Annotated in this window: 7 protein-coding genes and 3 pseudogenes; 3 read left to right on the forward strand and 7 right to left on the reverse strand. The window is 69.6% G+C overall.

Annotated features, from left to right (window positions below; all coding sequences use genetic code 11):
* Window positions 1-117: 117 nt before the first annotated feature.
* The 5 genes and pseudogenes from glgB to OHO27_RS40655 form a co-directional block, all read right to left on the reverse strand.
* The gene (gene glgB / locus OHO27_RS40635; RefSeq protein WP_328429923.1) at window positions 118-2,337 is read right to left on the reverse strand and encodes a 1,4-alpha-glucan branching enzyme; all 2,220 of its coding nucleotides are present in this window, start codon (window positions 2,335-2,337) and stop codon (window positions 118-120) included.
* 3 nt (window positions 2,338-2,340) lie between these two features.
* Entirely contained in the window at window positions 2,341-3,702 is a 1,362-nt protein-coding gene (locus OHO27_RS40640; protein ID WP_328429924.1) for a maltokinase N-terminal cap-like domain-containing protein, read from the reverse strand.
* A gap of 42 nt (window positions 3,703-3,744) precedes the next feature.
* Complete coding sequence (gene treS, locus OHO27_RS40645; RefSeq protein ID WP_328429925.1) at window positions 3,745-5,463, reverse strand: maltose alpha-D-glucosyltransferase; 1,719 nt, start codon at window positions 5,461-5,463, stop codon at window positions 3,745-3,747.
* 5 nt (window positions 5,464-5,468) lie between these two features.
* Window positions 5,469-7,473 (reverse strand): annotated as a pseudogene (locus OHO27_RS40650) (alpha-1,4-glucan--maltose-1-phosphate maltosyltransferase).
* A gap of 50 nt (window positions 7,474-7,523) precedes the next feature.
* Complete coding sequence (locus tag OHO27_RS40655) at window positions 7,524-7,850, reverse strand: DUF5133 domain-containing protein (protein ID WP_328429926.1); 327 nt, start codon at window positions 7,848-7,850, stop codon at window positions 7,524-7,526.
* Window positions 7,851-8,145: 295 nt separating this feature from the next.
* On the opposite strand from OHO27_RS40655, the gene OHO27_RS40660 reads away from it, so the two are divergent.
* Entirely contained in the window at window positions 8,146-8,658 is a 513-nt protein-coding gene (locus OHO27_RS40660; protein ID WP_328429927.1) for a pep a2, read from the forward strand.
* Between the two features lie 22 nt (window positions 8,659-8,680).
* Window positions 8,681-10,797, forward strand: a pseudogene (gene glgX / locus OHO27_RS40665) (glycogen debranching protein GlgX).
* A 22-nt stretch (window positions 10,798-10,819) separates the two neighbouring features.
* Here glgX and OHO27_RS40670 read toward each other — a convergent pair.
* Window positions 10,820-11,622: pseudogene (locus tag OHO27_RS40670) on the reverse strand (VOC family protein).
* 172 nt (window positions 11,623-11,794) lie between these two features.
* On the opposite strand from OHO27_RS40670, the gene OHO27_RS40675 reads away from it, so the two are divergent.
* Entirely contained in the window at window positions 11,795-12,127 is a 333-nt protein-coding gene (locus OHO27_RS40675; protein WP_328429928.1) for an ANTAR domain-containing protein, read from the forward strand.
* Window positions 12,128-12,142: 15 nt separating this feature from the next.
* Here OHO27_RS40675 and OHO27_RS40680 read toward each other — a convergent pair whose 3' ends face one another.
* A complete protein-coding gene (locus OHO27_RS40680; protein ID WP_328429929.1) occupies window positions 12,143-12,934 on the reverse strand; it encodes a SigB/SigF/SigG family RNA polymerase sigma factor in 792 nt (263 codons plus the stop codon).
* Between the last annotated feature and the right edge of the window lie 98 nt (window positions 12,935-13,032).

The following is a 13,032-nucleotide window of genomic DNA, read 5'->3' on the forward strand; positions in this document are numbered from 1 at the left end:
TCCTGATGTGTACCGGGTGTGACATCACCGATGAGTTCCGTTATCGGCGGTGCCCGAATCTAGCCCAGCTGAGAGCGCGTGGTGTCGAGAACTGACAATTGACCCCGTTCGGTGATCTCAGCCGCGGGGGCAGGGCGACAGCCACACCGTGGCAAGAGGCGGCAACGTCAGCCGAATACGGCTGTCCTCCGGCTTCACCGGGCCGGGGTTGACGACGTCGCCGCCGCCGTACTGGCCGGCGTCCGTGTTGAGGGTCTCCTGCCAGGCGACGACGTCGTCCGGCACCCACAGGGCGTAGTCATGACGCACAACAGGAGAGAAGTTGGAGACGGCGAGCAGAGGACTGCCGTCGGCACCGAACCGAAGGAAGGCGAAGACGTTGTCCTCCGCCGCGTCCCCCAGCACCCACTGGAAGCCGCCGGGGTCGGTGTCCCGCTCCCAGAGAGCCGGCGTCGTCCGGTACAGCGCGTTGAGGTCACGCACCAGATCCTGGACGCCGCGGTGGTCACCCGCGGACGCGTACCCGGGATCCAGCAGCCACCACTCGGGACCGTGCTCCTGCGACCACTCGGCGCCCTGCGCGAACTCCTGGCCCATGAAGAGGAGCTGCTTGCCGGGGTGGGCCCACATGAAGCCCAGGTAGGCCCGGTGGTTGGCGCGTCGCTGCCACCAGTCGCCGGGCATCTTGGAGACCAGCGCCTGCTTGCCGTGCACGACCTCGTCGTGGGAGATCGGCAGGACGTAGTTCTCGCTGTAGGCGTACACCATCGAGAACGTCATCTCGTTGTGGTGGTACTTGCGGTGCACCGGCTCCTTGGCGATGTACTCCAGGGAGTCGTGCATCCAGCCCATGTTCCACTTCAGCCCGAACCCCAGCCCGCCGCTGTCGGTCGGCCGGGTCACCCCGTCCCAGGCGGTCGACTCCTCCGCGATGGTGATCACTCCCGGGTTGCGCCGGTACACGGTCGCGTTCATCTCCTGGAGGAACGCCATCGCGGCCAGGTCCTCCCGCCCGCCGAAGGCGTTCGGCGCCCACTGCCCGGACTCGCGCGAGTAGTCGAGGTAGAGCATCGAGGCGACGGCGTCCACCCGGAGCCCGTCGATGTGGAACTCCTCGCACCAGTACGTGGCGTTGGCGACCAGGAAGTTGCGCACCTCGGTGCGTCCGTAGTCGAACTCGTACGTCCCCCAGTCCGGGTGCTCGGCGCGCCGCTCGTCCCCGGGTTCGTACAGCGGCTCCCCGTCGAACCGGCTCAGCGCCCAGTCGTCCTTCGGGAAGTGGGCCGGCACCCAGTCCACGATCACCCCGATGCCGGCCTGGTGCAGGGCGTCCACGAGGTGCTTGAAGTCGTCGGGCGTACCGAGCCGTGAGGCCGGCGCGTAGAAGCCGGTGACCTGATAGCCCCAGGACCCGGCGAAGGGGTGCTGTGCGACCGGCATGAGCTCGACGTGGGTGAAGCCGAGGTCGTTGACGTACGCGGGCAGCTCCTCGGCGAGTTGGCGGTACGTCAGCCCCGGGCGCCAGGACGGAAGGTGCATCTCGTAGACCGAGAAGGGTGCTTGATGCACCGGGACGTCGCCCCGGTGCGCCATCCACTGCGCGTCGCCCCACTCGTGGTGCGAGGCGTGCACGATCGACGCCGTGTCCGGCGGGACCTCCGCGCGGCGCGCCATCGGGTCGGCCTTGAGGAACCGGCCGCCGTACCGGGAGGTGATCTCGAACTTGTACCGGGTGCCCTCGCCGATGCCCGGCAGGAACAGCTCCCACACCCCGGACGCCCCGAGGGACCGCATCGGGAACGCCGTCCCGTCCCAGCAGGTGAAGTCCCCGGCGACCCGCACGCCCTGAGCATTCGGCGCCCACACGGTGAAGCGGGTGCCCGCCACGCCCTCGTGTGTCATCGGCTCGGCGCCGAGCGCCTTCCACAGTTCCTCGTGCCGTCCCTCCCGGATGAGGTGGAGGTCCAGCTCGCCGAGGGCGGGCAGGAAGCGGTACGGGTCGTGGACCTCGTACTCGTCGGACCCGTCCTCGGCGTACGACACCAGCAGCGTGTACGCGGGGATCTTCTTCAGCGGCAGTACGCCGGTGAAGAGACCGCCGCCCTCCGAGACCAGCGCGGTGCGCTCGCCGTCGGCCACGACGCTCACGGCACGCGCGAACGGGCGCAGCGCCCGGAAGGCGATCCCGCCCGGGACCGGATGAGCCCCGAGCAGCGCGTGCGGATCGTGGTGGGCGCCCGACAGCAGGCGCTCACGGTCGGCCGGATCGAGTGCGGGCGCGCCGGCGCGCCGGCCCGGTCCGGCCGATTCGGGGCGCGAGGTCTCGTGCAGGGCCATGGGTCAGGCTCCTCTCACGGCGAGGCGTTCGATCGCCGCCATCGGTACGGGCAACCAGTCGGGTCGGTGCCGGGCCTCGTACAGGACCTCGTACACGGCGCGGTCGGTCTCATACGCACGCAGCAAGCCGTGCTTCTTGCGCGGGTCCCAGCCGGCGAGGGCGGCATAGCCCGCGCAGTAGGCCTCCCGGCAGCGGCGCGCCCACTCCGGACGCCACGGACGGCGCTGCCGCGCGGCGTAGTCGAAGGAGCGCAGCATGCCCGCGATGTCCCGCACCGGCGAGTGGACACCGCGCCGCTCGGCCAGCGGGCGGGACGGCTCGCCCTCGAAGTCGATGACGAACCACTCACGGCCCGCCCGCAGCACCTGCCCCAGGTGCAGGTCGCCGTGGATGCGCTGGTCCGGCGGCCCGGGGTCGCAACTGGCGACGGCGCCGAAGGCGGTGCGCAGGCCGGGCACGTAGGGCTGCAGGGCGGGGACGAAGTGCGCGGCGATCTCCAGACGCTCGGTCATCGCCGCCGCCATCCGGGCGTTCTCGCCGTGTGCCCGGGACGGGAAGGCCGACGCCAGCGCCAGATGCACCTCCGCCGTCGCCCGCCCCAGCTGCCGGGCCTCCGCCGTGAAGTCGCCGCCGGAGGCCAGCGCGTCCAGCGCCAGCGTCCAGCCGTCGGAGGCGTCACGCAGGAACGGCTGCAGCACGCCGAGCGTGGCCTCCCAGGGGTGCGTCGTGCGGAACCAGGCCACGGGGGCCGGGACCCGCTCGCAGCCCTGTTCGGCCAGCGCGCCGGACAGCTCCAGGTCGGGATTGACGCCGGGCTGGATGCGCCGGAACAGCTTGAGGATGAACGTATCGCCGTACACCAGCGAGGAGTTGGACTGCTCGGCGTCCAGCACCCGGGGCACGAGCCCAGCCGGCACCGACACGGACGGGTCCGCCTCGAAGCACAGCGGCCCCGCCGTGCCGGGATGCCGCAGCCGCTCCAGGAGCAGCTGGGCCGAACGGGGGTCCTGCAACGCGTCGAAGACCGTCAGACCGGCCAGCGGCCCCTCCTCCGCACGGCCGATCAGCGCGCGGCCGAGCCGCGGCGACAGATGCTGGCGTACGCCGAGCAGCAGCTGGTAGCAGTCGCCGGCCGGGGGAGCGCCGCCGGGCGCGGGCACCGCGGAGTGACCGGCGTGCACCAGCAGATGCAGACAGCCCGGGAACAGCTCCGTCATCGAGAGCAGCGCGAGGTCCGTGACGGGCCGGTCCTTGCCCGCGAACCAGCGCTGCCGTGGCAGCCACTCGCGCAGCAGTCCGGCGAGCGAGGCCATGGGGCTCGCGTCGACCGTACGGCTCGATCGGGGAGTTGCGGTCTTCTGCATGGTGACCCGTTCCTTTCCTCGGCACACGCTCGAAGCCCACGCTCAAAGTCGTCGGCCGATGCGGGATGCGACTCGGGAGAGCCGGAACCAGTAGAAGCCGTGGCCCCCGAGGGTCAGCAGATACGGCAGTTCGCCGATGGCCGGGAAACGGACCCCGCCGAACAGCTCGACCGGATGCCGACCGGCGAATTCGCGCAGGTCGAGTTCGGTGGGCTGCGCGAAGCGTGCGAAGTTGTTCACGCACAGCACCAGGTCGTCCTCGTATTCGCGCAGGAAGGCGAGCACCGCCGGATTCGAGGACTGGAGTTCCGTGTAGGAGCCGAGTCCGAAGGCCGGGTTCTGCTTGCGGATCTCGATCATGCGGCGGGTCCAGTGCAGCAGCGACGACGGCGAGGCCATCGACGCCTCGACGTTCGTCACCTGGTAGCCGTAGACCGGGTCCATGATGGTCGGCAGACAGAGCTGCCCCGGGTCGCAGGTGGAGAAGCCGGCGTTGCGGTCCGGCGTCCACTGCATGGGAGTTCGTACGGCGTCGCGGTCGCCGAGCCAGATGTTGTCGCCCATGCCGATCTCGTCGCCGTAGTAGAGGATCGGGCTGCCCGGCAGGGCGAGCAGCAGGGCCGTGAACAGCTCGATCGAGTGCCGGTCGTTGTCGAGGAGCGGGGCGAGACGCCTGCGGATTCCGATGTTGGCGCGCATGCGGGGGTCCTTGGCGTATTCCGCCCACATGTAGTCGCGTTCCTCGTCGGTGACCATTTCCAGGGTCAGCTCGTCGTGGTTGCGCAGGAAGATGCCCCACTGGCAGCCGGAGGGGATGGCCGGGGTCTTGGCGAGGATTTCCGAGACCGGGTACCTCGACTCCCTTCGCACGGCCATGAAAATGCGCGGCATGACGGGGAAGTGGAAGGCCATGTGGCACTCGTCGCCACCGTTTTGATAGTCGCCGAAGTAGTCGACCACGTCTTCGGGCCACTGGTTCGCTTCGGCCAGCAGGACCGTGTCCGGATACATCGCGTCGATGTCGCGGCGGACGCGCCTCAGGAATTCATGAGTGGCGGGGAGGTTCTCGCAGTTCGTGTCCTCCTCCGCGTACAGATAGGGCACCGCGTCCAGCCGGAAGCCGTCGATCCCCAGGTCCAGCCAGAAGCGGAGGGCGGCCAGGATCTCCTCCTGGACGGCCGGGTTCTCGTAGTTCAGGTCGGGCTGGTGGGAGAAGAAGCGGTGGAAGAAGTACTGCTGGCGGACCGGGTCGAAGGTCCAGTTGGAGGCCTCGGTGTCGACGAAGATGATGCGGGCGTCGGCGTACTGCTTGTCGTCGTCGGCCCACATGTAGTAGTCGCCGTAGGGGCCGTCGGGGTCTTTTCTCGATTCCTGGAACCACGGGTGCTGGTCGCTGGTGTGGTTCATGACGAAGTCGATGATGACCCGCATGCCGCGCTGGTGGGCGGAGTCGACGAATTCGACGAAGTCGGCGAGGTCTCCGAATTCGGGCAGGACGGAGGTGTAGTCGGAGACGTCGTATCCGCCGTCGCGCAGGGGTGATTTGAAGAAGGGCGGCAGCCACAGGCAGTCGACGCCGAGCCATTGCAGGTAGTCGAGTTTGGCGGTGAGGCCTTTGAGGTCGCCGACGCCGTCGCCGTTGCTGTCCTGGAAGGAGCGGACCAGGACCTCGTAGAAGACGGCGCGCTTGAACCAGTCCGGGTCACGATCCTTGGCAGGAGTGTCCTCGAAGGTGTCCAGCACGGGCTCGTTGACGGTCATGACGCTCAGGACCCTCCGATCTGCGGTGGCGAAGCCTGGACGTGGAGCACGTGCGCGGGGGCCCTGCCGGGCTCCAGACGTACGTAGTTGGTCCTGCCCCAGCGGAAGGTCTCACCCGTCAGTTCGTCGTGCACGGACAGGGAGGCATCCCAGTCCAGGCCGAGGTGCGGCATGTCCAACGAGACCGTGGCCTCCTGGGTGTGGTGAGGATCAAGGTTGGCGACCACCAGAACCGTGTCCGGGCCTGTGCGTTTGCTGTAGGCGATGACCGCGTCGTTGTCGGTCCGGTGGAAGCGGAGGTTCCTGAGCCGGTGGAGGGCGGGGTGGCCCCTCCGGATGGTGTTGATCCTGGTGATCAGGGGGGTGATGGTGCGGCCTTCGTGTTCGGCCGCTTCCCAGTCGCGGGGGCGTAGCTGGTACTTCTCCGAGTCGAGGTATTCCTCGCTGCCTTCGCGCAGGTGGGTGTTCTCGCAGAGTTCGTAGCCGCTGTAGATGCCCCAGGTGGGGGAGAGGGTGGCGGCGAGGACGGCGCGGAGTTCGAAGGCGGGGCGGCCGCCGTTCTGGAGGAAGGCGTGCAGGATGTCGGGGGTGTTGGCGAAGAAGTTGGGCCGCATGTAGGCGGCTGCTTCGCCGGACAGTTCGGTGAGGTAGTCGGTGAGTTCCTGTTTGCCGTTGCGCCAGGTGAAGTAGGTGTAGGACTGCTGGAAGCCGATCTGGGCGAGGGTGTGCATCATCGCGGGGCGGGTGAAGGCCTCGGCGAGGAAGATGACGTCGGGGTCGGTGCGGCCGATGTCGGTGATGACCTGCTGCCAGAACACGACGGGTTTGGTGTGCGGGTTGTCGACGCGGAAGATGCGCACGCCGTGGGCCATCCAGTGGCGCAGGATGCGCAGGGTCTCCTCGACCAGGCCGTCCATGTCGGCGTCGAAGGCGATGGGGTAGATGTCCTGGTACTTCTTCGGCGGGTTCTCGGCGTGGGCGATGGTGCCGTCGGGGCGGTGGTGGAACCACTCGGGGTGTTTGTCGACCCAGGGGTGGTCGGGGGAGCACTGCAGGGCGAAGTCGAGGGCGACTTCCAGGCCGAGTTCGCCGGCCCGGGCGACGAACCAGTCGAAGTCGTCGAGGGTGCCGAGGCCGGGGTGGACGGCGTCGTGGCCGCCCTCGGGGAGCCGATGGCCCAGGGCACGCCGACGTCGTCGGTGCCGGCGGACAGGGTGTTGTTGGGGCCTTTGCGGAAGGTGGTGCCGATCGGGTGGACGGGCGGGAGGTAGACCACGTCGAAGCCCATGGCGGCGATCGCGGGCAGCCGGCGGGCGGCGGTGCGGAAGGTGCCGTGGGGCTGCTCGGGGTGCCCTCGGAGCGGGGGAAGAACTCGTACCAGGAGCCGAACAGGGCCCGTTCCCGCTCCACCAGCAGGGGCAGCGGGTCCGAGGCGGTGACCAGGTCCCGCAGCGGATACCGCCCCAACACCGCGTCGACGTTCGCCGCGAACGCCGCCGCCAGCCTTGACTCGGGCGGCAGCGAGTCGTCCCGCAGCGCGTCCGCGGCGGCCTGGACCGTCGCCTGCTCCGTCTTGTCGGGCACCCCGGCCGCCGCTCGTTCGTACAGCTCGCCGCCCGTCTCCAGCACCAGTCCGACATCGATCCCGGCGGGGATCTTGATCTGTGCGTGGTGGCGCCAGGTGGCCACCGGATCGCTCCACGCCTCCACGTGGAACGTCCAGCGGCCCATGGCCGACGGGGTCACCTTGGCGCCCCATCGGTCGCTGCCCGGGGCCAGTTCGTGCATGGGTGTCCAGGGGCCGGGCCGGCCGTCCAGGTCGGTCAGTACGACATTGGCCGCGACGGCGTCATGGCCCTCGCGGAACACGGTGGCGGTGACCTCGAAGGTCTCTCCCACGACGGCCTTGGCCGGGTGCCTGCCGCACTCCACGGCCGGCTGCACGTCCCGTACCGGGATGCGGCCGATGGTCCCGGTACCTGCACCGGTCCTGCTCTTGGTCCTGCCCATGGTTCACCTCCACCGTGCTCGAGGCCGGGCACCAGGCCCGGCCGGGGGATTCAAGCTGTGCCGGAAGGGGTCTGCCTCCCCGCGTGGAAAGTCCGCCGCCGTTTTCCCGGCGGGCCCCGCCGTGCCGAGACGCTCGCCGTGCGCGGCCGTTCGTCCAGCTCGCTGAGATAGGCGGCCGGAGTGCTGCGCAGATAGCGTTCGGCCGCGTCGGCGGCCTCGCGCGCGCAGCGCTTTCCCATCAGCACGCAGAGGGTGTAGCCGGTGTCCTCGAAGGTGGCACGGACCGTGAGGTCGGCCGGGGCCGCGAGCATGGCGCGTTCCCAGGCCCGATATCGCCGAAGTTGCCGGGCGACTTCGGCTTTGGCCGGTAGCAGCATGGCGCCGTTCACCTTCCGGACTCGATGACGCGTTTCCCGACCGTCGGGCGGAAACCCGTGCGCGCACGCACGGGTTCCGTTACGGGTATCGAGGTCTTCACACATGGTGCACGGTCGGCGACGCAGCGTCCTGTTGGATCTTCAACTACCTCAGGAGTCTGCTCCTGTTGCACGAATGGCCTACCGCCCCCACCCTGGAGTCACTCAGAAGCGATCAGCGCTCACGCTCCGTACTCGGGGCCCGTCCCGCAGGGGCGAGGAGAGCGGGAGCTTTCGCGGTGAGGAGGTAACGACGGTGAAGACCGCAGTGCCCTGCTACTACCACCTCGACGTGGAAGTCAGCCCCGAACGGGTGGGTCAGGTCAGCCGAATTCTGGCCGCTCACCTCAGGTACTGGGACCTGGAGACGCTTGTCGAGCCCGTCCGCCACAGCACCGAGATGCTGCTGCGGGCCATCGACGAACACGCGAGGGACAAGAACACCTCGGTCGAGATGTGGTGGAACGGCCAGCACCTCATCACCGCCATCGGCGACAACAACCGTGCCCTGCGCCCGGACCACGAGCTGCGCGCCTGCCTGCAGCACCTCGCCGCGATGAGCGACGGCTGGGGGTGCTGCGCCACCGAGACCGGAGCCAAGGTCATCTGGTTCTCGCAGCGCGCCCGCGCCGGCGAACGTGCCCCGCTCGTGCCGGCCGCGCCGACGCCCAACCTGCTCGAGGCGCTTGAGGTGCCCCGCGAGGTGCCCGTCACGGCCATCGCCGACGCGGCGGGCATCCGGGACGGCATCCTGGAGGAGGCCCGGTGACCGCGCGAAAGCGCAGCAAGGGGTGCCCGCCTGGAGCGGGCACCCTACCCGCTGGGAGCCGCCTTCGACGGACAGGGCACCAACTTCGCCCTGTTCAGCGAGGTCGCCGACCGCGTCGAGCTCGTCCTCGTCGACGACAAGGACCGGCACACCGCGATTCCGCTCACCGAGGTCGACGGCTTCGTCTGGCACGGCTATCTGCCCGGCGTCGGCCCGGGACAGCGCTACGGCTACCGGGTGCACGGCCCCTGGGACCCGGGCCTCGGCCACCGGTGCAATCCGGCGAAGCTGCTGCTCGACCCGTACAGCCGGGCCGTCGACGGCCAGGTGGACAACCACGCCTCGCTGTTCGAGCGCACCCCCGGCGCCCCGTCCCCGGGCGACAGCGCCGGGCACACCATGCTCGGCGTGGTGACCGAGCCGTACTTCGACTGGGGCGACGACCGCCCGCCCAGACGGCCGTACGCCGACACCGTCATCTACGAGACACACGTACGGGGCCTGACCGCCACCCACCCCGACGTCCCGCCGGAACTGCGCGGCACCTATGCCGGGCTCGCGCACCCCGCGGCCGTCGAGCATCTGACGTCCCTCGGGGTGACCGCCGTCGAGCTGATGCCGGTGCACCAGTTCGTCCAGGACGGCGTGCTGCTCGACCGGGGGCTGTCCAACTACTGGGGCTACAACACGATCGGCTTCTTCGCGCCGCACAACGCCTACGCCGCCCACGGCACCCGCGGTGAGCAGGTCGACGAGTTCAAGTCGATGGTGAAGGCCCTGCACGAGGCCGGCCTCGAAGTGATCCTCGACGTCGTCTACAACCACACCGCCGAGGGCAACGAGCGGGGCCCCACCCTCTCCTTCCGGGGCATCGACAACGCCTCCTACTACCGCCTCGTGGACGGCGACTGGGCGCACTACTACGACACCACCGGCACCGGCAACAGCCTGCTGATGCGCCACCCGTACGTGCTCCAGCTGATCATGGACTCGCTGCGCTACTGGGTCACCGAGATGCACGTCGACGGCTTCCGCTTCGACCTCGCGGCCACGCTGGCCCGGCAGTTCCACGAGGTGGACCGGCTCTCGGCGTTCTTCGACCTGATCCAGCAGGACCCGGTGATCAGCAGGGTCAAGCTGATCGCCGAGCCGTGGGACGTCGGCGAGGGCGGCTACCAGGTGGGCAACTTCCCGCCGCTGTGGTCGGAGTGGAACGGCAGGTACCGGGACGCCGTACGGGACTTCTGGCGCGGCGAGCCCGACTCGCTCGGCGAGTTCGCCTCCCGTCTGACCGGCTCCTCCGACCTGTACGCACACAGCAGGCGCCGCCCGCGCGCCAGCGTCAACTTCGTCACCGCGCACGACGGGTTCACCCTGCGCGACCTCGTCTCGTACAACGACAAGGACAACGAGGCCAACGGCGAGGGCAACCGGGACGGCGAGAGCCACAACCGGTCCTGGAACTGCGGAGCGGAAGGCGACACCGACGACCCGGCCGTGCGCCGGCTGCGCGCCCGCCAGCAGCGCAACTTCATCGCCACGCTGATGCTCTCGCAGGGCATCCCCATGCTCGGCCACGGCGACGAACTCGGCCGCACCCAGCGCGGCAACAACAACGCCTACTGCCAGGACAACGACGTCTCCTGGATCGACTGGGGACTCACCGACGAGCAGCGCGCACTCGCCGACTTCACCCGTTACGTCATCGGGTTGCGCGCTGCTCACCCCGTCCTGCGCCGCCGCCGTTTCTTCAAGGGTGAGACGGCCACCCACCCGGACCAGCCGCTGCCCGACCTGGTGTGGCTGCTCCCGGACGGCCGCGAGATGACGGACGAGGACTGGCAGGACCCCGACGCCCACTCGGTCGCCGTCTTCCTCAACGGCGACGCCATCGCCGAACCCGACTGGTGCGGCCGTCCGGTGGTGGACGACTCCTTCCTGCTCCTGCTCAACAGCTACTGGGAGCCGGTGGAGTTCCAGCTGCCGGACACGACGTTCGGCGACCGCTGGACCCCACTGATCGACACCGCCGAACCGCAGGGCCCTCCGGACGAGTCGGAGTACAAGGCCGGCACGGCAGTCCTGGTGGAGCGCCGCAGCCTGCTGCTCCTGTCGACACCATCACGGCAACGCCCCTGAGGGGCGTTGCGAACTGTGCGACCTACCGCGCACGCCGCGACGTCACCGTGAACTGCGCCCCGTCCGGATCCCGCAGCACGGCCTCGTCACCCCCTTGGACAGGACACTCCCCCCGTGCTGCTCAGCAGCCCGCGCACACGCCCCGACGTCCGCGACAGCGAAGTGCACCTGCCAGTGCGGCCGGATCGTCGGATCGGGCGCAGCCTCCAACGCCCCCGACTCGATCCGCGCCACGACGTCGCCCCGGCTGCGCAGCACGACCTCGCCGCCCTCGTAACGGACCTCGCAGCAGCCGGCCCGCTCCGACGCCCAGTCGAGGACCTCGCCATAGAACATGGCGGCGTCGAACGCGTCACGGGTGTGGAGCCGGATGAAGGTGGGCGCCGCGCGCCGCCAGTTCTCCCAGTTGGAGGGCAGCTCCCCCTCCCAGACCCCGAAGGTCGCACCGTCCCGGTCGGCCAGCAGCGCCGCTCGCCCCGGTGGCAGGGAGAGCGGACCGACGGCAGAAGTGCCGCCGCGCTCCTGCACCCGCGCCACGGCCTCGTCGGCGCTGGGCACGGCGAAGTAGGGGGTCCAGGCCACGGCCATCTGCCACATCGTGGCGACCGCGGCGACCCCTGCCACCGGCACGCTGTCCGCCAGTGCGACCCAGAAGCGGTCGCCCAGTTTGGCGGGCCGCCAGCGCCACCCCAGCACGGCGCTGTAGAACCCGTGGGTGACTTCGAGGTCACGGCTGGTCAGACTCACCCAGCAGGGTGCGCCGAACACGGAGTGTGTGGACACGACCTCGGCCGTGCTGTTGGAGCTTGTCGCATCGTGGTTCATGGCAGTCGCGTCCTGGTTCTCGCCCGAACCGGCGGCCACCGGTCTTTCCTCAGTGTCCAGCCGGATCCGCTCCGGGGCCTGCCGAGTACCCCCGGCGTGGCGCCGAAACAGCCCGGGAGAGCGACCCTCCGCTTCGCTGGCACGAGGCAGCCAAAGCGGCGACCATAGTGGCGTGGCAGCGACACCGCACGAGCCCGCCGACGGGACCGACAGGATCATCGAGCTGGAAGAGGAAGTCGAACAGCTCAAGGAGGCGATGGTCTCGCACGCCGTCGTGGACCAGGCGATCGGGATGATCGTCGCCCTCGGCCGCGTGGCGCCGGACGAGGGGTGGGCGGTACTGAAGGACGTCTCCCAGCACACGAACATCAAGCTCCGCCATGTCGCGGAGCTGATTCTCAGCTGGGGCCGGGACGGGGAGATGCCGCCGGAGATCCGCGTCGAACTCGAAGAGGCCCTCGAGCGCTACGGCCCGACGCAGATTCCGGGATCGGCCCAGGACTGACGCACGCTTCCGGCGTCAGTGGGCTTCGGCGAGGATTTCCTCGCGCAGCTGGGCGAAGCAGCCGCTCAGCAGCCGGGAGACGTGCATCTGCGAGATGCCGAGTTGCTGCGCGATGCGGCTCTGGGTCATCCCGCCGAAGAAGCGGAGGTAGAGGATGGTCCGCTCACGTTCCGGCAACCGCTGCAGGCACGGCGTGACGGTCACGCGGTCGATGACCACTTCGTACGCCGGATCGGGGCCGCCGATGGCGTCCCCCAGCGCGTAGCCGTCCGTGCCGGGCATCTCCGCCTCCAGCGACAGCGCGGAGAAGCACTCCAGGGCTTCCATCCCGGCGCGCACCTCGCTCTCGCTCAGCTGCGCGTGCTCGGCGACCTCGGCGACGGTGGGCGCGCGCCCCGAGGTGCTCTGTGACAGCTCCTTCATCGAAGTCCGCACCCGGTTGCGCAGGTCCTGCACCCGGCGCGGCACGTGCAGCGTCCACATGTGGTCGCGGAAGTGCCGCTTGATCTCGCCGGTGATGGTGGGAACGGCGTACGCCTCGAAGGCGTGGCCGCGTGCCGGGTCGTAGTGCTCGACGGCCTTCACCAACCCCAGGGCCGCCACCTGGTACAGGTCTTCCAGGGACTCGCCGCGGCCCTTGAAGCGGACGGCGATCCGCTCGGCCATGGGCAGCCAGGCCTGGACCAGTTCGTCCCTGAGTACCTTGCGCTCGGGCCCTTCGGGCAGTCCGAGAAGGTGGTCGAAGGCCGCCGCCGTATCGGGGGCGTCGTCGTGGGGGTGCTGCTTCGTTCTGGTGGTGGCACTCATCGGGTGCGCACCTCCCTCGGCGGTGCTGACTGGACAAGACACCGTAGGAGAGGGCACGCACTCGGACCCCAGGAGGTCACCCAGGGCCCCGGCGAACC

Origin of the sequence: Streptomyces sp. NBC_00443, assembly GCF_036014175.1 — a bacterium.
GTDB lineage: Bacteria > Actinomycetota > Actinomycetes > Streptomycetales > Streptomycetaceae > Streptomyces.